The sequence below is a fragment of the Syntrophus buswellii genome, from assembly GCF_046097065.1.
GTDB lineage: Bacteria > Desulfobacterota > Syntrophia > Syntrophales > Syntrophaceae > Syntrophus > Syntrophus buswellii.
Genome location: NZ_CP175563.1, coordinates 673,862 through 693,751, shown reverse-complemented (window position 1 = coordinate 693,751; position 19,890 = coordinate 673,862). Strand labels below are relative to the sequence as shown.

The window sequence follows — 19,890 nt, the reverse complement described above, 5'->3', positions numbered from 1 at the left end:
TTGATCATATATACTATATGTTGTATAATGTCCACCGAAAAAAAACTTTGTTATTTCTTGATCATGGCCAGGCAAGTATCAACAATGTCCGAAGCGGCGTAAATATTTCCCATATTCGCCGCATTTGCCGCAATCTCTTTTAACCGGGAAGGATGATCATATAAATTTTTAATTTCATCCACCAGCCGGCGGCCGTCGAGCTCTTTCTCCGGAACCATGACGGCCGCCCCCGCCTTGAGCAGAACCTTGGCATTTTCAGTCTGATGGTCCCCGATGGCATAGGGAAAGGGGATGAGGATCGCCCCTTTCCCCATGGCGGTGATTTCGGCGATGGAGGTCGCACCTGCCCTGCAGATCAAAAGGTCCGCGGACTCGTAAGCGGAAGCCATGTCCTGGATGAAGGGGACAACCCGGGCATTGAAACCCCCGGCGGCATAAGCGGCCGACATGCTCTCGCAATCCCGCTCCCCCGTCTGATGGACAATGGAAAGGACCCCCTGAAGAGGCTTCAGAAAAGGCAGGGCATCCAAAACCGCTGAATTGATGGCATGCGCCCCCTGGCTGCCGCCGAATATCAGCAGGGAAAATTGATCCGTCACTTTTTCAACCACCGGCTTACCGGTGAAAAAGGCGGCCCGGATCGGATTTCCCGAAACCCTTGTCTTTTTCGCGGGGAACCATTTTCCCCCGTCGGCAAAGCTGAGAAAGACGCGATCCACAAAACAGCCGAGAATCCGATTGGTCAGACCGGGAATGGAATTCTGCTCGGCAATGGCTGTGCGAATCCCCATGAGGCGGGCCGCAGCGACAGCCGGACCCGAGGCATAGCCTCCGACTCCGATCACGATGTCCGGCCGGAAGGAGCGGATGATCCGCACCGACTGGAGGAAACTTCCCGGAAGCTTTAAAAGGGCCAGGGTCGACCGGATCAGTCCCCGGCCCTTGATGCCTTCCACGTTCAGCAATTCCAAGGGAAAACCCATTTTCTTGAGGACTTTCTGCTCGATGCCCCGGTTCGTGCCGACAAACAGGATCCTGTTTTCCTCACTGCGGCGCAGCCATTCCTCCGCAATGGCTACACCGGGGAAAAGATGGCCTCCGGTGCCGCCCCCGGCTATGAGTACCCGGACCGTCATTGCGATTCACCCTTTTTCTCTGAAAAGGTTGAAATATTCAGAAGAATGCCTATCGCGGCCAGACTCATCACCAGGGACGTCCCTCCGTAGCTGAGAAAGGGAAGGGCCAGGCCCTTGAGGGGAATCAATCCCATCACCCCGGCAATGTTGATGACGGCTTCGAGGGCAAGAAGCATGGTTAACCCCGCGGCAACCAGGGTTCCGAAGAGATCCGGGGCCTTGAACGCGATGAGGAATCCCCGGACGATGAGCACGACAAACAGGGCGATGACCACAAAAACTCCGACAAACCCCGCTTCTTCGGCAATAATGGAAAGGATGAAGTCCGTATGAGGCTCAGGAAGATAGAAAAGCTTCTGCATGCTGTCACCGACTCCCACACCGAAGGCGCCCCCGGAACCAAAGGATATCAGGGACTGAATGACCTGGAAACCCGACCGCTGGGGATCCTGCCAGGGATCAAGGAAGGCCGTCAGCCGCTTGATCCGGTAGCTTTCGTGGACCAGAAACCAGATCCCCACGGGAATGAGACCCGCCAGCAAAGCGCCGAGATGAACCAGCCTGGCACCGGCCATATAGAACATGAGCAGCAGAATGACCGACATGATGGCGCAGGTGCCGAAATCCGGCTCCAGAATGATCAGCAGCATGATGACCGCCGTGACGCTCAGCGGCACCGCCACCCCGCGGCTGAAGTTCTTCCTGTAATCAATCTTGCGGTTCAGGAAATGGGCAAGAAAGAGAATCATGCAGATTTTAACCAGCTCGGAAACCTGGAAAGAAAAAAAACCCATTCTGAGCCATCTTGTCGCGCCGCCGGCACGGATGCCCAGGTGGGGGATGAGAACCAGCGAAAGGAGGACAATGCTGACCAGGATCCCTGGATAAGCCGCCTTTTTTAGATAGTAATAGGGAATCTTCGCCATCAGAAGCATGATTCCGAAGCCGAGGACAACAAAAACGACCTGCTTTTTCAGAAAATACCACCCGTCATGATGGTGGGCCTGACTCGCCGCGGCCATGATCGAACTGGAGCTGTAAATCATGACCGTCCCGATGCTCACGAGAATCAGCACCGCCAGCAGGAGAACGAGATCCGGCCTTTTGTCCCCTTCGGGAAATTCGGAAATCGGCAGTTCCGGCAGCGATATTTTCTTTAAAAATCCGATCATGCCAGGGCCCTCACTTCCTCCTGAAAAAATTCGCCACGAGCCTTATAGTTGTTGAATTCATCGAAGCTCGCACATCCCGGAGAGAGCAGAACGACATCCCCGGCGCCGGCCTGTCCGCGGGCGGCCGCAATGGCCTCTTTCAGGGTCGGCGCCATGAGGGTGGGAACGATTTCACCGATCCGCTCCCGGATCTTTTCCCTCGCCTCGCCAAAGAGCACCAGGACCTTGACCCGGTTCGGCAGGAGGTCGCTCAGGGATTCGAAATCCCCGTCTTTGTCCCGGCCTCCCATGAGAAGGACAAGGGGTTCCGAGAAGCTTTCGATGGCCCTTTTGACGGCTCCGACATTGGTGCCCTTGGAATCGTCATAAAATTTTACGCCCCCGATCTCCCGGGTGAATTCTATCCTGTGGGCAATTCCTGAAAAATTCGCCACCGCCTGGATGACCTCTTCCCGGGTGCATCCGCAGGCGCGGCATGCCAGGATGGCGGCCATGACATTCTCGATATTGTGAGCCCCCGGCAGACGGATGATGTTCAAGGGGTAGCTCTCCCGCCCACCCTGGCCGTTGCGGTAAATCAGCTGCTCCCCTTCCCGGTACAGACCGACATCAACGCTCTGTGACGAGCTGAAAAAACGGACCCGCGACGGAAGGGATTCCGCCAAGACGGCCGAACGCGGTTCGTCGGCATTGAGGACGGCCAGATCCCCCTTCCCCTGATTATTGAAGATCCGTTCCTTGACGGCCCTGTACGCCTCGAAGGACCCGTGGTAATCGACATGATCGCAGGTCGTATTCAGAAGCAGGGCCGCAAAAGCGTGAAACGCCTCAACCCACTGAAGCTGGAAGCTGCTGACCTCGACAACCGCATAGTCAGCATCCTGCGGTCCCGCCACGTAATTGGCCAGGGGATTTCCGATGTTCCCGCCGACAAAGACTTTCCGTCCGCTCTTTGCCAGGATTTCCCCGATCAGGGTCGTGGTGGTTGTTTTTCCGTTGGTCCCGGTAATGGCGATCATGGGTGTCCGGAGATATCGGCTGGCCAGTTCCAGTTCACTCACAACGGGGATGCCTCTCTCCAGGGCTTCCTTCAGCAGGGGGTGAAGGGGCGGAACGCCGGGTGACGGCACCACCATGTCCACGGAAGACAGCGCCGAAGTGTCGTAGCGGCCCCACTCCACGCTCGCGCGGAGATCCTGCCCAAGCTGGGGAAGCACATCCTTTTCCAGGGAGAGGTCTTTTGCATCGGTAACGGCGATCCGGACGCCCCGCGCAGCCAGAAATCGTGCGGAAGCGATGCCCGTCTTCCCCCAGCCGATGATGAGAGTTTTCTGTCCCGACAGATCCATAAATGACACCCTAGCGAAGCTTTAAGGTACTGATGGCCAGCAGAGCCAGCAGGATGGAGATGATCCAGAAGCGGACGATCACTTTCGGTTCAGCCCACCCCTTCAACTCGAAATGATGATGAATCGGAGCCATCCGGAAGATGCGCTTCCCGTGCGAGAGTTTGAACCACCCGACCTGGAAGATGACGGAGAAGGTTTCCAGGACGAAAACGCCGCCCACGATGGCCAGCAGGATCTCCTGCTTGGTCGCGACGGCCAGACAGCCCAGCGCTCCCCCAAGGGAAAGAGACCCGGTATCTCCCATGAACACCTGGGCCGGGTAGGTATTGTACCAGAGGAATCCGATCCCGGCTCCCACGATAGCCCCGCAGAAAATGCTCAGTTCTCCGACGCCGGCCACACCGGGAATCTGCAGGTAGGAGGCGATTTTGTAATTCCCCGCAAAATAGGCGAAGAGCAGATAGGTCATGAAGCAGGTAATCGCCGGCCCAATGGCCAGGCCATCCAGCCCGTCCGTCAGATTCACGGCATTTGCGGCCCCGACGATGATGAAGGTCGAAAGAAGTACATAACCCCACCCCAGATCCGGCAGGGCCGTTTTAAAGAACGGAATGGCGACGATGGAGCTGAATCCCGGCTTGGCGTACAGGACAATGCTGACCAGGAGGGCGATGGCCACTTCGAAGGCAAGCCGCACGTTACCGGGCACCCCCTTGGAATTGTGACGTGTCAGTTTCCGGTAATCGTCGGCGAAGCCGATCAGTCCGTAACCCAGGGTCACCATGAGCACGAGCCAGACGTAATCGATCGTAAGATTGGCCCACAGAAGGGTCGAAGCCACAACGGCAAAGATGATCAGGATCCCGCCCATCGTCGGCGTCCCCTCCTTGGCCAGATGCGCCTCGGGACCGTCATTCCGGATGACCTGCCCCATCTTCAACGCCTGCAGCTTCCGGATCAGCCATGGTCCCAGGATAAAGCAGATGACCAGGGCGGTAATGGTGGCATAAATCGTCCGAAAGGTGATGTATCGGAAGACATTGAGATAGGAATAGGTCTCGTGCAGCGGATAAAGAAGATGATAAAGCATCCTGTCTTCCCCGTTCAGGCCGATGTTCGGTCAAGGATTTTCTTGACGATCTCTTCCATTTTCATCCTCCGTGACCCCTTGACCAGAATCCAGTCCCCCTGTTCCACGAAGGAGAGGATGGGATCAACGATTTCGTCGGCGTTCTCAAAAGAACGGATCCTTTCCCCCGGCAAGCCGCCTTTGGCGGCGCCGGCCGCCGTCGACCGGGAAAGGGGCCCTTTAAGATACAGCCTCCCAACATCCGTGGCAGCGGCTTCGAGCCCGACGGCTTCGTGAAGCTGCTCCGCAGACGGCCCCAGCTCCAGCATGTCGCCCAGGATTGCCACGCTGCGTGAGCTCCCCTTCAGAGTCTGGATGGTTTTCAAGGCTTCGCGAACGGATGCCGGGTTGGCATTGTAGGTGTCATCAACGAGAAACGCGCCATTCGGCAGGCAGTGGATTTCGAAGCGAGCGGTTACAGGACGGAAATTCCGGAGACCTTGAGAAATTTTATCGATGCCGAGCCCAGAAGCCCTGGACAACGCGGCTGCAGCCAAGGCATTGTATATGTTGTGCATACCGGAAGCAGAAAGCCGGACGGAAACCGAATCCGGACCACAGTTCAAACGGAAAGACTGCCCCGCTACGCCCTCTTTCGCAATATCCGAAGCAGTCAAATCGGCCTGGGAGATCACCCCGTAGGTCACTGTTCTTCCCGTCCACAAACGCCTCAATGGCGCCATGGCCTCATCATCTGCATTAAATACGGCCACACCGGATCTGGACATGGTGCCATAGAGATCGCCCTTCTCCTCACGGATGTTCTCGAGCGTCTTCAAGCCTTCCAGATGGGCGGGGCCGATATTGGTAACGAGCCCGATATCAGGTTCCGCTATTTCTGTCAACCGCTTGATTTCACCCCGGGCATTGGTTCCCAGCTCCACAATGGCCAGGTCGTGGCTTCGTTCCAGGCGGAGCAGGGTGAGAGGCAACCCGATCAGGTTGTTGAGGTTCCCCTCCGTTTTCAGTACGGAAAACGTCTGCTCGAGGACGGCGGCGGTCATTTCCTTGGTCGTTGTCTTTCCGGAACTGCCCGTTATGGCTATGACGGGCTGGCCGGATCGTCTCCGCCAGAAGCGGGCCAGATCGCCCAGGGCCCTTAAGGTATCCTCCACGACAATGACCGGGCAGCTTCCGGGAATTTTTGAAACCGTCTCCAGCATACCGGCATGATGGGCATCCATCAGAAGCCCGCCGGCGCCTCTCGCAATGGCCTCCCCCAGGAAATCATGGCCGTCGAAACGATCCCCCTTCAAGGGAATATAGAGATTGCCCTGAACAAGCTGCCGGCTATCGGTTGACACACCGCGGAGACGGCAAGCCGCCTCGCCCTGCAGAAGCTTTCCTCCCGTCGCCGTGACTACCTCGTCAGCCGGGAATTCCGGCCCGAATTTCTGATTCAAAGGAAGACCTCCCCATCCTGTATGGAATTGTCCTGTCCGTCTTAAACGCAGGAGAAAGAACCATTCCGCTGTACCAGATTCTCTTCTTCGGCAAAGGATCGTTCAGCTTCAGGTTATCAGGAATTATTGTGAGCTCTCAGGCGAGCAGAGGAATTCCGAACAGAGCGGACCCGCACCAAACCGGCGTCATTCATGATCGATCTTTGTGCTTGAAGGTGAACTCTCCAGGATTTCTTTCGCAGTCTCCCTGTCATCGAAATGGAGACGATTTGTTCCAATAATCTGGTAATCTTCATGCCCTTTACCGGCAATCAAAACGATATCTGAAGGCCGGGCCGACCGGATCGCCGCCTCAATGGCCTGCCGCCGATCGGGGATCACGACATATCCCCTGCCGGCCGGCTCCAATGGCCATTGCTCCGGAGATCCCTTGGGAATGGACTGACGATTGATGCCCACCTCGATATCCCCAATGATGGCCAGCGGGTCTTCCGATCTTGGATTATCGGAAGTCAGGATCGTCAGGTCGCTGTAATTTGTCGCCACTTTCCCCATGAGGGGCCTCTTTCCCCGGTCGCGGTCGCCGCCGCATCCAAAGACCGTGATCATCCGTCCTTGTTTGAAGGGGCAGAGGCTCTCAAGCACCCGCCGAAGCGCATCATCCGTGTGGGCATAATCGACGAACACCCGGGGCTGGGCCAATCCGCTCACCTTTTCGAGCCGTCCGGGCACCGCCGTCATCGTTTCGATTCCCCGGCAAATGGCCTCCGTGGGGATCCGCAGGGCAATGGCGGCGGAAACAGCGGCCAGAACATTCGACAGATTAAATTTGCCGATCAGGGGAGAGGCCATTTCGAAACTCGCGGGACCTACCTCGATGACCGCTTTGATTCCGTCGAGGGAAAGATCAAAGCAAGAGGGGCGTACATCGGCATTCTCTTCGATTCCAAAGGTAAGAGGCCTGTTCCCCGCCCCGGTTTCCCGGACGAGACGCTTCCCCCAGGGATCATCGACATTCACCACCATGGAATGTCGGCGAAGCTTCCGCCCCCCGGGAAGCACTTCCGAAAAGAAACGCTTCTTCGCCTGGTAATAATTTTCCATGGTCTTGTGGTAGTCCAGATGGTCCTGGGTGAGATTGGTAAAAATTCCAAGATCAAAACGGCAATCGTCGACGCGCCGGAGGTCAATGGCATGGGAAGATACCTCGGCAACCAGATGGGTCACGCCGCTTTCCGCCATATCCCTCAAAATCCGCTGCAGGTCCATGGATTCAGGCGTCGTGTTGGGGGCGGCCATCCTGATTCCGGGATAACGGTAATTGACGGTGCCCAGAACGCCGCAGCGGAATCCCGCCGCCGCAAAAATCGATTCAAGGATATAGGTGATGGTGGTTTTGCCGTTCGTTCCCACCACGCCGACCGCAACCAGCGATGATGAAGGATCGCCGTAGAACGTTCTCGCCAGACGCCCCAGGGCTTTCCTCCCGTTTTCCACACAAATCTTCGTGATGTCCGGGGGCGTTGTAACTTCTCTCTCGCAAACGACGACCTTGGCGCCGTGGCCTATCGCATCGTCGATATAGTCATGGCCGTCGGATTTAAGACCTGATATCGCCACAAAGAGTGAATTCGACGAACACTGCCGTGAATTGTAGCACAGGGACGTCACGTCCATCGCGCTGTCCGCGGGGCCGGTCATTCCCATAATGTCGAGTCCATTCAATAAGGCGGAAAGATTCATTTTCGGCAGCCCTTTTTTTCAATTCCCGTGACTGAAGATCACGGAGCAGGAGGCGGTCCGTGTCATCGGAGTTCCAGGCGCGGGATGCTGCTGCGTCGCCCAGCCGTTGCCTGCGATTTTGACTTCAATGCCACGCTGTTTCGCTTTTCTGAGGACATCCCGGATACTGAGGCCGAGGAAATTGGGCATCAGGGCTTCATCGGTCAGCATGTTCGCCGGCGCCACGCCGGGTGAAAGATCACCGGAAGAAGAAACCAGCTTCAGCTTCATGTTTCCGCCTTCTTCCTGGTCCAGCTCCGGAGTTGGATTGGGACGAATGTGAGGTTTAAAGCATGTCAGGATCTGTTCTCCAATCGCCTTGAAAACCGGAGCGGCGGCAACGCCACCCCAGCGGTCTTTTTGCGGTTCATCGAGAATAACCAGGATCGCAACCTGGGGGTCCTCAGCAGGGAAAAATCCCATGAACGACGTTTTCACCCGTTCGGATGAATAAGCATTCCGTGCATGATCATATTTCTGCGAGGTCCCGGTCTTTCCGGCAACGGAGACGCTCTCTATCCGGGCGTTCTTCCCTGTTCCGTCCTCCTGCCCCACGATATCGGTCATGATGGCCGTGAGATGCCTCGCCGTATTCGGCGATATGACCCGCCGAACTGCCGTGGGCGAGTAGCTGCTTACAATCTGACCCTTTTTGTCCACAAGAGCCCGAACGACATAGGGTTTCATCATGGTTCCCTGATTGGCGATCGTGGACAGCGCGGTGATAAGCTGAATGGCGGTGACCGAAATTCCCTGCCCAAAAGCGACCGTTGCCGCGTCCACCCTCGTCCAGTCGCCGACGGGGCGGAGCAGTCCCGGAATCTCCCCTGGAAGATCGATCCCTGTCCTCGCCCCGAAACCGAAGCTGCGGATATAGTCGTAAAATTTTTCCTTTCCCAGCTTTTCCGCAATCTTGACCGATCCGATATTGCTCGAATATTTAAGAATATCATGAACGGAAAGCATGGCGTGGCGCTTCCGCTTGGCTTCGTGAATTACCCGGTTGCCGATGGCATAGGCCCCATTTTCACAGTAGAAGCGGTCGCTTTCCCGGACGGCCCCCTCTTCGAGGGCGGCAGCAACCAGGAAGGGTTTGAAGGTTGATCCGGGGTCAAAGCAGTCTGTAACCGCTCTGTTCTTTTTGTTTTCCGAAGAGACGGTCCTCAGCGCATTGGGATCGAAGCCCGGAGAATTGGCCAGCGCCAGGATTTCTCCCGTCTTGGGATCCATCACAATCGCCAGCCCCCCCTTGGCTCCTTTGTCCCGGACAGCGGCTTTGAGCTGAGATTCCACAAGGTGCTGAATGCGGCTGTCTATGGTGAGAACGAGGCTCAAGCTTTCGTCAGACGAAATCGAAGCCTTTTCCACCCTGGGGAAAAGCACGTTGCCTTTTGCATCCCGCGTCCAGACAAGCTTTTCCGGTGTGCCCTTCAGGTATTGATCGTATTTGATTTCCAGCCCCTCCAGCCCGACCGAATCGTAACCTACCAAACCGACCAGCTGGCTGGCCAGTTCTCCGTTGGGATAAAATCTTTTGGGCTCCTTGACGAGAAAAATTCCCTCGATGCCCGCATCCTCCACCTTCCTGGCAATCTCGGAAGGGATTCTGCGGGCAATCCAGCAGAATCTTTTCGAGTGAAGAAGCTTTTTCATCACTTCCTGCCGGTCAATGTCGAGAATGGAGGCTATTCTGACGGCCGCATCGACGGGGCGGGCCATTTTCGAAGGATCCGCACAGACCGAATCGACCTGCAGACTCGCCGCAAGTTTTTCACCATTCCGGTCAAAAATGATCCCCCGTTCCGGCGGCAGTTGGAGGGTCTTGGTATGCTGCCTCTGTGCAAGCTCCTTCAAGGCCTTGCTGGACATAATCTGCAGATGAATGGCCCTGGAAAAAAGGGCAACGAACAAAACGACAAAAAAGACCAGCAGCGTCACCAGCCGAAACCTCAGCCATTTGACGGATTCCGTGTTCATCGCTTAGCCCCGCTTCCTCCAAGATGGATGATCTGTTCCCTCTCAGGGTAGGTCATCTGCAGTTTCTCTTTCACAATCGCTTCAATGCGACCCGGCGCCTTGAGCGTTGCAATATCAACTTTCAACTGGCGCTGTTCTTCCAGGAGCTGCCCCCTGCGATTCATCTCCTCGGCAATTTTATAATCCAGCTCCGTCATTCGAACGTGCGACCAGACATACACCAGGGCTACGCCCATCAGAACGAAGGCCGCGATGATCAGGTGCGTATACTTCACCCCCGTTGATTTGCTCTGCTCCGGCGACTCCTCGGGAGGCGGCATGTCCGGCGAATCGTCGATCGTCAAGGGCTAAATCCTTTCCGCAGTTCGCAGTCTCGCACTTCGTGATCGGGGATTGGCATCCACCTCGCTTGAGGACGGCGTGATGGGCTTTCTGTTCAAAACGGTCAACCGGGGACGTTGTCCACAGACGCAAAAGGGAATGTCGGGCGGACAGATGCACCCCTTCTCCAGAGAGCGGAACCGGGTTTTGACCATGCCGTCTTCCAGGGAGTGAAAGGAAATGATGGAAAACCGCCCCCCCGGCTTCAGGCAGTCGATCCCCTCGTGGATGGCCCTGTGAAGGTTGGAAAGTTCATTGTTAACGTAAATCCTGAGTGCCTGGAAGGTGCGCGTCGCGGGATGAATTTTCCTGTGCCGGGCAGACCCGGGCAATGCGCCGGCGACGATGGCGGCCAATTCCGTCGTTGTCCGAATCGGGGCGTCTTTCCGTTTCGCTGCAATCGCCCGGGCTATCCGACCTGCCATGATTTCTTCTCCGTACCGTCTTATGATGTCCTTCAATTCCCTTTCGGAACAGGAATGAAGAACATCATAGGCGCTTCGACCGGATTGCGGGTCCATGCGCATGTCAAGAGGCGCCTCATGAAGGAAGCTGAACCCCCTTTCCGCTGTGTCCAACTGATGGGAAGAAACCCCAAGATCCAGTAAAATACCGTCGACTTCAGAGATCTTTTCGCCTGCAAGCACGGCTCGAATATCGGCATAGTTCGCCTTGACAAGCCGCTTTCGCCGGCCAAAGGCCTCCAGGCGTTTCCCTGCGGCCTCCAGGGCCTGGCCGTCGACATCCATCCCGAGAAGAAATCCAGCGGGGGCCGATCGTTCCAGGATGAGCGCGGCGTGCCCTCCCCCGCCAACCGTTCCGTCAACGTAAATACCGCCGCTATGGCAATTCAGTGAAGCAACGGCTTCTTCAAGAAGCACAGGCTCATGATAGGAATCCCCCTCGGCCGGCATTCTCAGAGCCCGAGTTCCGTCATGTAATCCCCGAAACCATCGAGATTCCCCGATGTATCCTGACAATCCTTCTCATAGAGGTCCCGATTCCAGATTTCGATAACCCGCAGCATGCCGGCAAGGACGATCTCTTTTTCCAGGCTTGCATAGGCGCGAAGGCTTGGGGGAATCAGGACCCGCCCCTGGTTGTCGATGGTGCAGCTGACGGCGCCCGCCATGAAAAAACGCTGAAAAGACCGGCTTCTTTTGTCGAGCAGGGGGGCCTGCCGGATTTTGTCTTCGAGAAGCGACCACTCCTTTTCAGGAAAAACCATGAGATAACCGTCCCATTTCGCAATGATCAGGCGATTGTCATAGTAAGCAGCCAGAACCTCACGGAATTTAGCCGGAAAAATGATACGCCCCTTGTCATCAATGGTATGGGAATATTCTCCCCGAAAGCCAGCCATCCCACCCCTCACATCCACTTTAAACCACTTTACTCCACTAGGCTGCAAATATAAAGAGGGGATTCCTGTTTGTCAAGGAAAAATCACGCGTCTTTTTCCTTTGCAAGTCGGTATCTTAGAATAGCATCATTGTGTTCTTTCAGAGTCTTGGAAAACTGGTGGGATCCGTTGCCCTTGGACACGAAATAAAGATACTCCACCCTGGCGGGATTCAGCACAGCCAGGAAAGAGTCCTTGCCCGGATTCGCGATGGGACCCGGTGGAAGACCTTCTATGCGGTAGGTATTGTGGGAGGTTGGCATCGACAAATGACGACGCGTGATTTTTCCTTCGAAAGGCGCCATGTGGTAAACGGCTGTGGGATCGCTTTGAAGACGCATGCCTATTTTCAATCTGTTGAAAAAAACCGCTGCGATGAGAGGTTTTTCCGCACGATGGCCCGTTTCCTTGCCGATCAGAGAAGCCAGCGTGACAAATTCGTTCAAGGTCAGCCCCATCGCTCCGGCCTTATCGATCATTCCGGGATCGATGACGCTCCAGAATTGTTCCACCATGCGGCGAATCAGCTGTTCCGGGGTGATGACGTCGTCGAAAAAATAGGTATCCGGATAGAGGTAACCCTCGGCACTGCCTTCTTCAATCCCCAGGCTCCGCAAAAACGTCCGGTCCGTTGCCAGGGACAGAAATTTTTTTTCATCAACAAGATGCAGCCTGGCCAAATGGGCGGCCAGCTCCCTCAAATTCATATCCTCGGGAACGGTAATTCTGCAGACATCGGTTTCACCTCGTGAAAGTTTGTTTACAATGGCCAGCGGGGTCATCTTCCCGGAGAAGGTATATTCTCCCGATCTCAGATGTCTTGCGGCACCCTTCGTCAGAACCAGGACGCAGAAAAAGGGGGTGTTGCGAACCAGCCCCTCCTTCTGCAGCTTGTCCACCACCTCGAAAAATCCTGTTCCCGGAAGAATTCTCACCTTTTTCACTGGAAGAACCGGGTCTACCGGCCGGTCGATATAAAGGAGAAACCAGCCCGCCGTCAAATAAGCCACGATCAGCAGGAGCCGCGTCAGCAGGACGTTTTTCTTACTTCTTTTTTTTCTTTTCATGAGCCCTTTTCAACTTCGGTATCCGGTGATCTTTTTTCTTTTGAAAAGGCGTCCAGGTAAGACTGGAGGATCAGGCTAGCCGCCAGGCTGTCAACCACGGCTTTTCGCTTTTTAGGGGGAACCCCGGACCGGAAAAGGATTTCTTCCGCCTCCTTCGTCGTCAGGGTTTCATCCCATAACACGACCGGGATGCCCAGGGAGGCCTCCAGACGGTGGGCAAAGCGTGCAACCTTTTCGCACTGGATCCCCTCCGTTCCATCAAGCCGAAGGGGATAACCGATGACGATTGTCTCCACTCCATATGTCGTGACAAGAGCGGCAACGGACTCCACATCCCTTCGCCAGGATTTGTGGAGGATCGTTGTCAGAGACTGGGCCGTCAATCCAAGTTCATCGCAGAGGGCGACGCCGATCCGCTTCTCCCCATAATCAAGGCCCAGGATGCGCATATCAGGACAGACTCCTTTTTTTAAGGGGACTGCTTAACAATACCCTCCTCCCTTTGCAACAGAAAAAAACAGTTCCTGTGCGTTCAACACGCTTGAATCGTGATCATTTCCCGGTTGTTTCCGGGATTAAAGGCTTCATCGGTCTTGAAAACTACGTGGTTATGGTTTAGAGTGACGTTTAACCTTTATCGGCTTCACCATTCAGGAGGATGCACATGACTGAAATCGTAGCGATTCACGCAAGAGAGATACTGGATTCGAGAGGAAATCCCACCGTTGAAGCAGAGGTTTCCCTGCTTTCAGGAATAACCGGCCGCGCATCGGTCCCCTCCGGTGCGTCGACGGGAGAACATGAAATGCTGGAATTAAGGGACGGGGATTCCAGGCGTTATCTGGGAAAAGGCGTCACACAGGCGATCCAAAACGTCATTGAAAAGATCGCCCCGGAAATCGTCGGGAGGGATTGCCTCAATCAAAGGGAAATCGATTATGCAATGGTTGCCCTGGATGGTACGGAAAACAAAGGGTCCCTCGGCGCCAATGCCATCCTGAGCGTATCACTGGCGTGCGCCAAGGCGGCGGCGGCGGCCACGGAGCTTCCCCTTTACCGATACCTCGGCGGCGTCCAGGCCAAGGACATTCCCGTTCCCATGATGAACATCATCAATGGGGGTCAGCATGCCGACAACAATGTCGACATCCAGGAGTTTATGATCATGCCCGCAGGAGCGCCGACGTTCCGCGAAGGCCTGCGCATGAGTGCGGAAGTTTTCCACAGGCTCAAGACCGTCCTGAAAGGCAAGGGATACAACACGGCTGTTGGAGACGAGGGGGGATTCGCCCCCAACCTGAAATCCAATGAGGAAGCCCTCGCCGTGATCATTGAAGCGATCGTCCTGGCGGGCTATGAGCCGGGGAAAGACATCTTCATCGCCCTGGATGCCGCTGCCAGTTCCTTCTATAAAGACGGGAAATATCTGCTGGCCGCGGAGAAAAACCCGGAAAAAACCGCAGAGGAGATGATCCGCTTCTATGAAGACCTGGTAAACCGCTACCCGATCATCTCCCTGGAAGACGGCCTGGCTGAAGACGACTGGGAGGGCTGGAAATCTCTCACAGAGGCCCTGGGGTCCCGGATACAGATTGTCGGAGACGACCTCTTCGTTACCAACAGGAAACGTCTCGAGATGGGCATTTCCAGGGGCATTGCCAACTCCATCCTGATCAAGCTGAATCAGATCGGCTCCTTGACGGAAACCCTGGAAACGATTCAGACAGCCAAAGAAGCCGGCTATACGAACATCGTCTCCCATCGTTCCGGAGAAACGGAAGACAGTTTCATGGCGGATGTCGCCGTCGCAACGAACTGCGGCCAGATCAAGAGCGGCTCCCTGTCCCGCAGCGAGCGTCTGGCCAAGTACAATCAACTGCTGCGCATCGAAGAGGAACTGGGAAGCTACGCCGTTTACCGCGGGAAGGCCACTTTTTATTCCATCAGGTAAGGTGCCTTTCCGCACAGAACGGGTGAATCGTATACGCATGCGGCAACGTCGGGCATTTATTGAACCCTGAATTCGGGATGCTTCCAGTTCAGGGTTCGTCTTTTTCATTACCGTCGCCGGAGCCTGCGACCGCACCTTCGCTTCTCTGAGTGCACCGAAAATGCCCCGAAGCGGCAGGGCATTCCCTAACCGCATTTCATTCAGCGTCATCGTCAACAGGTCCAGGTTTCCCAGGATCAGGGAAGAAGAAGATCGGGAAAGGACTCCGGGGGGCGAACGTTCGCAGGCCAGACTCGGGGAAGGTGGAGTGAGGTTGGAGCGCCGCCTTCCGCCAGGGATTGAAAATATCTTGACGGGCTGCAGAGTTTCCTTTAGGGTTAACCTTTCTTATCATCCATTGAACGTGATGCGCAGGCGGATAACATCCACAGGACGCTGAAGGCAATGCGAAAATCATCTGAGGAAAGGGAATTTTGTGGATAAATTTACTCAAGTACCGCTGAATAAAATTGAATTCAATCAGAACAACCTCTACCGGGAAGACTCCTTCACGGATATGCAGGTCGGTTCGATCCGCGTGCTCATCCCCGTAAAACCGGACGGCTCGGAGGATTCTTCCAGAGCGGCCCTCTTCATCGGTCAGGCCCAGGTCATGTCTCCACAGGGCCCCCTGCCTCTTCAGGGCCCTATTGAGGCAAAATCCCTGAGCGAAGCCATGGATAAATTCCCGCAGGCCATGGAGCAGGCGCTGAAACAAATGCTATCCGAGGTCAGAGAGTATCAGCGTCAGCAGGAATCAGGGCTCATCCTGCCTGGCAAATGATTCCAGCAGAAGGAGCCAAGGGGGATGCTCTGTACCGCGACGGGCGTCCCTATTGTCCAGCCCCCTGGAACTCCTCGGGAAACCGCCTCCTCATGTAATGCTCCACATAATCGCGTATTTCCGTCGCGGAATTGAATGCAAGGACTTTATTCAACAGTTCGCGGGATTCCTGCAGGGTGGCATTCTGGATGATCTTCTTCATCCGGGGAATCCCCAGGGGATTCATGCTCAGCTCATCCAGTTCAAGGCCAAGAAGAATCAGCGCGTAGAGGGGTTCCCCCGCCATCTCGCCGCACATCGCCACGCGGATGCCGTTTCGGTGCCCGGCGGCTGTAATCTGTGCGATGAGCCTTAACACGGCAGGATGAAGGGGCTCGTAGAGGTAAGCGACCCGCTCGTTGATCCGGTCGATCGCCAGGACATACTGGATCAGATCATTGGTGCCGATGCTGAAAAAATCCACTTCCTTCGCCAATTCTTCCGCAACGATGCCCGCGGAAGGCACTTCAATCATCACCCCGATTTCAATATCGCGGCCGATGGGAACATGTTCTTCAATCAGGTCCCCTTTGACGATATCGAAGATGCGCTTGGCTTCATGGATCTCCTCGATGCCGGAAACCATGGGGAACATGACCCGGAGCTTGCCGAAGGCGCCGGCGCGGATAATGGCCCGCAACTGCACCTTGAACTGCTCGACTTCCTTCAGACAGAAACGTATGGCCCGCAGTCCGAGCTGAGGGTTCATTTCTTTGGCCAGTTTCGGATCGGAGGTAAACTTATCGCCACCCAGATCGAAGGTCCGAATCGTCGACCAGGCCAGTCCCTCGATTCCGACGGCCTGACGGTAATGGGCAAAATGCTCCTCCTCTGTCGGCAGACGATCCCGGTTGATATAGATGAATTCCGTCCGATAAAGGCCGATTCCTTCTGCGCCATGAAGAACCGCTGAAGGGATTTCTTCAATAAATTCTATGTTGCAGCCGATATCAACGCGGCAGCGATCTTTCGTCATGGCCGGAAGCCGGGCATATTTCAGGAAATCTTCCTGAACGAGCTCATAATGCTTCTTCTTCTCCTGGTAACGCCTGGCCACTTCCGGATCGGGATTAACGATAATCAGCCCCGATGTTCCATCAATAATCAAGTCGTCATTGGTTTTAACGACGCGCGTGATGTTCTGCAGACCCACAATGGCCGGAATTTCAATCGAACGGGCGACAATGGCGGTGTGGGATGTTTTGCCACCCATATCCGTGGCGAATCCCAGGACCTTGTGAACCATCATCTGGGCCGTATCAGCCGGAGAAAGATCCGAAGCCACAACAATAACCTCTTCCCGGATTTCGGAAAAGGGCGTTCTCTTTTCTCCCGAAAGATTGCGGAGGATTCGCTTTCCCACATACTGGATGTCACTGAATCGACTGCGGATATATTCATCCTCCACCCGGTCGAACAATTCCCGGTATTGATCCAGGGTCATTCGGACGGCCCATTCGGCATTGACGCACGATTCCTTGATATGCCCGACGGTGTGGCGGATGAACGCCTGATCCCGTAACAGCATAAGATGGACATCAATAATATACAGGGGCTCGGAACCGATCTTGCCATGAATGCCATCCTTGATGGCACGGAGCTCCCTCTCGGACTCCTTTAAAGCGGCTTCAAAGCGCTTGATTTCCTGAGGGATCAGGGATGTGTCACTCAGTTTGTACAAGGAAAGATCACTTCCCAGCGGATCAAAGAGGAAAGCCTTCCCACAGGCGATCCCCGGGGAAACACCGATCCCTTTCAACACGAACGTCTTTTTAACATCGTCCGTTATGCTCATGATTCACCAAATTTATCCTCAAAAAGCCCTTCGAGACTTTCTATGGCCTGAAGGGCATCGGCACCTTCCGCCCGGACCGTCACCCGGCTTCCTTGAGGACAGGCCAGGGTCAGGATGCCCAGGAGACTTTTTCCATTAACCTCCCGACCATCTCTTTCCAGAACAATTTTTGACTTAAATCCTCTGGCGGCACTTACAAGTTTTGCCGCAGCGCGGGCATGAAGACCCAGTTTATTTTTCAGTTCAAACGTCCGAATTTCAGTCATTTTACTGTGCACAGAAGGAAAACGATCACCACCATCCCGTACAGAATGTGCGCGGGAGACACCCCCTTCTTGACGGCCCAGAAGCACAAGAGGATACAGAAAAGCACCCCGATTTTCATGCCGATCCGCACCAGGGGAACAAGGGAAACCGCAACGTCTTTCGAGGCGATGAATGCCGCCAGAAGGGCAAGAAAGGACAGGGAAATCCAGCGGATCTTCCTTGCCTTCCCGAGAAGGTCCAAGCGCCGCACAAAATCGATCCCCATTTTACCCAATCGGTAGCCCTCGGTAAATCCCTTCCATCGCACCCATAAAGCCACCGAATTGTACATGCAGAAGGCAATCAGAGGCGCGGCAACAGATTCATGAACGGCCAGCAGCACGCCGGCCAAGGCGGACAGCGGACGATACGCTCCCCAGAAAAATGAATCCCCTATAGCCGCGTAGGGTCCGCAAAGGGCGTTTTTCAAGGTGCCGGCATCTTCATTTTGGATGGATTGCTTCTTCAGGTTTTCCTCTTCAATGTGAACAACCGAGCCAAGAATGGGGCCGGTCATATAAGGATGGCTGTTAAACAATTGCAGGTGCCGCACCAGCAACTCCTGCGTGCGCCCCCGATCACGGTTCAGCAACCGGATAAAAGGAATCAGGGCATAGACAAAACCCAGATTTTGCATTCTCCAGAAATTAAAGGACGCCTGGATCAAGAGGGACCGCAAAAAAATTGAAACCAGCCGGGAAGATTTCATCACAAAGATCCCTTAATTTCCGCAACACAGCTTACTAGCACGAAACTGCCATGAAGTCAATGAATTCGGCTGAGGCTTACAAAAATTTTCTTCCGGGAAAGGACTCGCCAAGTTTTGCTTGACAGGCCCCGATTGTTCTGTTAGTGATCACGCCCTTGGATATTAAATAAAGCTCAAGAGGTAAGAGAAATGCTTTGTTCAACAATCAAACCGGGAACCGACTGCGGATTCATGACCAAAAAAGGGTGCAGCTATGCCGGCGGTTCCTGCAAACCCGTTATCGACAGTTGCCTCGGATGCAATAAGATCGTTGAATTTGAAAGTGGAAACTACTGCAAACTCTATCCCGAGCCTGCCACCAAATGGCTCAAGGGAAAATGTCCCAGCGCTTCCCATGTCAAGCTCGAAATCAAGGAAGTCCAGGCGATCAACCCGCTGAAGGCCTCCAAGCGGGCTTCCAAGAAAAAATAATCTCTTGATTGATCGGCCGGTGAAAAATCCGGCCATAGTCAACAATAAAGCCCTTTGAAAACACAGCCTGGTCCCGCCGGGTTCCGCATTTTTCAAAGGGCTGAGGAAAAAATCGTTCGACAGGCGCGGTGTGCGCCTCGACATCCTGTATGAAGATGCCTCACTGTGGCACGGTGAGGGAAAAAATCTGTTTTATTATTCTTTGAGCCACTCCCGAAGTTGTGTCAATCCCGTCTTGATTTCCGCCAGCTTCCGAGCCGTATCCGTTTCGCCGGCTTGAGCCTCGCGTCCCCGCTTCCGCAGAAGAAGCTGTCTTTTCGCACCTTTTATCGTAAAGAACTCTTCGTAGAGGAGGGTCTTGATCGTCATCAGTTCTTGAACATCCTGTCTCCGGTACAGCCTTTGATCGGCTTTTGTCCGAACCGGCCGCACGGACTTGAATTCCGATTCCCAGTAGCGGAGGACAGAAGGCTCAACCCCAAGAATTCGGCTCACTTCGCTGATGCGGAAATATGCTTTTTCCGGGGGAAGGACATCGTTCATTATGAATTTTGTCGCTGATCCCGATCTTCAGAAATCAGATAAAAAAAATGATGTTTTCAGTTCCCCTGCCTCAACACCTGAATGAACGGTGAGTTGAATCGAAAAGGCCTGCCCGGCTTTCCGAAGTTAAGGCATACCATTTTTCCTGAAGACTTCAATCGTTGAGCGCTTTCCTGAGGACCTGGCTGGATTTGAAAGTCAAAACCCTGCGTTCTGAGATGGAAATTTCATCTCCGGTCTGCGGGTTTCTTCCTCTTCGCGATTTTTTCTCTTTAACGACAAAATTACCGAAACCGGATATCTTGATCTTTTCACCCCGCCCGAGACTTTCCTTAATGATATCAAAAACAGACTCGACGATGCGGGCCGAGTCTTTTTTGGAAAAACCCAATTTTTCATATACATTCTGAATGATATCTATCTTAGTCATTTGAGACCTCCTTGAAATGGTACAG

At 54.6% G+C, this 19,890-nt stretch carries 20 protein-coding genes; 3 read left to right on the top strand and 17 right to left on the bottom strand.

The features are described from left to right. Positions 1-50: 50 nt before the first annotated feature. From murG to ruvX, 12 genes are all read right to left on the bottom strand, one after another. Complete coding sequence (gene murG, locus ACJ77P_RS03170) at positions 51-1,136, bottom strand: undecaprenyldiphospho-muramoylpentapeptide beta-N-acetylglucosaminyltransferase (RefSeq protein WP_408998956.1); 1,086 nt, start codon at positions 1,134-1,136, stop codon at positions 51-53. Beyond that, entirely contained in the window at positions 1,133-2,308 is a 1,176-nt protein-coding gene (ftsW, locus tag ACJ77P_RS03165; RefSeq protein WP_408998955.1) for a putative lipid II flippase FtsW, read from the bottom strand. Before ftsW ends, murG begins: the two co-directional genes overlap by 4 nt. Further along, a complete protein-coding gene (gene murD / locus ACJ77P_RS03160) occupies positions 2,305-3,657 on the bottom strand; it encodes a UDP-N-acetylmuramoyl-L-alanine--D-glutamate ligase (protein WP_408998954.1) in 1,353 nt (450 codons plus the stop codon). Before murD ends, ftsW begins: the two co-directional genes overlap by 4 nt. Positions 3,658-3,667: 10 nt before the next feature. After that, the gene (mraY, locus tag ACJ77P_RS03155; RefSeq protein WP_367360976.1) at positions 3,668-4,747 is read right to left on the bottom strand and encodes a phospho-N-acetylmuramoyl-pentapeptide-transferase; all 1,080 of its coding nucleotides are present in this window, start codon (positions 4,745-4,747) and stop codon (positions 3,668-3,670) included. Between the two features lie 14 nt (positions 4,748-4,761). Then, a complete protein-coding gene (gene murF / locus ACJ77P_RS03150; protein ID WP_367360977.1) occupies positions 4,762-6,189 on the bottom strand; it encodes a UDP-N-acetylmuramoyl-tripeptide--D-alanyl-D-alanine ligase in 1,428 nt (475 codons plus the stop codon). A gap of 186 nt (positions 6,190-6,375) precedes the next feature. Continuing rightward, complete coding sequence (locus tag ACJ77P_RS03145) at positions 6,376-7,932, bottom strand: UDP-N-acetylmuramoyl-L-alanyl-D-glutamate--2,6-diaminopimelate ligase (RefSeq protein ID WP_367360978.1); 1,557 nt, start codon at positions 7,930-7,932, stop codon at positions 6,376-6,378. A gap of 18 nt (positions 7,933-7,950) precedes the next feature. After that, entirely contained in the window at positions 7,951-9,948 is a 1,998-nt protein-coding gene (locus ACJ77P_RS03140) for a penicillin-binding protein (protein ID WP_367360979.1), read from the bottom strand. Next, positions 9,945-10,292: a cell division protein FtsL gene (locus ACJ77P_RS03135; RefSeq protein ID WP_367360980.1), complete on the bottom strand. Its 348-nt coding sequence runs from the start codon at positions 10,290-10,292 to the stop codon at positions 9,945-9,947. The genes ACJ77P_RS03140 and ACJ77P_RS03135 overlap by 4 nt, the downstream gene beginning before the upstream one ends. 3 nt (positions 10,293-10,295) lie before the next feature. Beyond that, positions 10,296-11,243 carry a 16S rRNA (cytosine(1402)-N(4))-methyltransferase RsmH gene (rsmH, locus tag ACJ77P_RS03130; protein WP_367360981.1) on the bottom strand — a complete coding sequence of 316 codons (948 nt, stop codon included), beginning with the start codon at positions 11,241-11,243 and terminating at the stop codon, positions 10,296-10,298. 2 nt (positions 11,244-11,245) lie between these two features. Continuing rightward, entirely contained in the window at positions 11,246-11,692 is a 447-nt protein-coding gene (gene mraZ / locus ACJ77P_RS03125) for a division/cell wall cluster transcriptional repressor MraZ (protein ID WP_367360982.1), read from the bottom strand. An 83-nt stretch (positions 11,693-11,775) separates the two neighbouring features. After that, positions 11,776-12,798: an endolytic transglycosylase MltG gene (gene mltG, locus ACJ77P_RS03120; RefSeq protein ID WP_367360983.1), complete on the bottom strand. Its 1,023-nt coding sequence runs from the start codon at positions 12,796-12,798 to the stop codon at positions 11,776-11,778. Then, positions 12,795-13,247 carry a Holliday junction resolvase RuvX gene (gene ruvX / locus ACJ77P_RS03115; protein ID WP_367360984.1) on the bottom strand — a complete coding sequence of 151 codons (453 nt, stop codon included), beginning with the start codon at positions 13,245-13,247 and terminating at the stop codon, positions 12,795-12,797. Before ruvX ends, mltG begins: the two co-directional genes overlap by 4 nt. A 215-nt stretch (positions 13,248-13,462) precedes the next feature. On the opposite strand from ruvX, the gene eno reads away from it, so the two are divergent. Beyond that, the gene (gene eno / locus ACJ77P_RS03110; RefSeq protein ID WP_367360985.1) at positions 13,463-14,749 is read left to right on the top strand and encodes a phosphopyruvate hydratase; all 1,287 of its coding nucleotides are present in this window, start codon (positions 13,463-13,465) and stop codon (positions 14,747-14,749) included. A 475-nt stretch (positions 14,750-15,224) separates the two neighbouring features. Next, positions 15,225-15,572, top strand: coding sequence for a hypothetical protein (locus ACJ77P_RS03105; protein ID WP_367360986.1), 348 nt, complete (start codon positions 15,225-15,227; stop codon positions 15,570-15,572). Positions 15,573-15,621: 49 nt separating this feature from the next. Here ACJ77P_RS03105 and ptsP read toward each other — a convergent pair whose 3' ends face one another. From ptsP to ACJ77P_RS03090, 3 genes are read right to left on the bottom strand one after another with little or no spacing between them, the layout of a single operon-like run. Further along, on the bottom strand, positions 15,622-17,406 hold the full coding sequence (ptsP, locus tag ACJ77P_RS03100; protein ID WP_408998953.1) for a phosphoenolpyruvate--protein phosphotransferase: 1,785 nt from the start codon (positions 17,404-17,406) through the stop codon (positions 15,622-15,624). Beyond that, on the bottom strand, positions 17,403-17,672 hold the full coding sequence (locus tag ACJ77P_RS03095; protein ID WP_367360988.1) for an HPr family phosphocarrier protein: 270 nt from the start codon (positions 17,670-17,672) through the stop codon (positions 17,403-17,405). Before ACJ77P_RS03095 ends, ptsP begins: the two co-directional genes overlap by 4 nt. Further along, on the bottom strand, positions 17,669-18,421 hold the full coding sequence (locus ACJ77P_RS03090) for a PTS system mannose/fructose/sorbose family transporter subunit IID (protein WP_367361034.1): 753 nt from the start codon (positions 18,419-18,421) through the stop codon (positions 17,669-17,671). The genes ACJ77P_RS03095 and ACJ77P_RS03090 overlap by 4 nt, the downstream gene beginning before the upstream one ends. Positions 18,422-18,610: 189 nt before the next feature. Between ACJ77P_RS03090 and ACJ77P_RS03085 the strand changes: the two genes are divergently transcribed. After that, on the top strand, positions 18,611-18,892 hold the full coding sequence (locus ACJ77P_RS03085; RefSeq protein WP_408998952.1) for a PxxKW family cysteine-rich protein: 282 nt from the start codon (positions 18,611-18,613) through the stop codon (positions 18,890-18,892). A gap of 195 nt (positions 18,893-19,087) precedes the next feature. On the opposite strand, the gene ACJ77P_RS03080 is transcribed toward ACJ77P_RS03085, so the two are convergent. Together ACJ77P_RS03080 and ACJ77P_RS03075 are read right to left on the bottom strand one after the other, a co-directional pair. Beyond that, positions 19,088-19,435, bottom strand: coding sequence for a MerR family transcriptional regulator (locus ACJ77P_RS03080; protein ID WP_367360990.1), 348 nt, complete (start codon positions 19,433-19,435; stop codon positions 19,088-19,090). Between the two features lie 154 nt (positions 19,436-19,589). Continuing rightward, complete coding sequence (locus ACJ77P_RS03075; RefSeq protein WP_367360991.1) at positions 19,590-19,865, bottom strand: integration host factor subunit alpha; 276 nt, start codon at positions 19,863-19,865, stop codon at positions 19,590-19,592. Positions 19,866-19,890 lie beyond the last annotated feature (25 nt).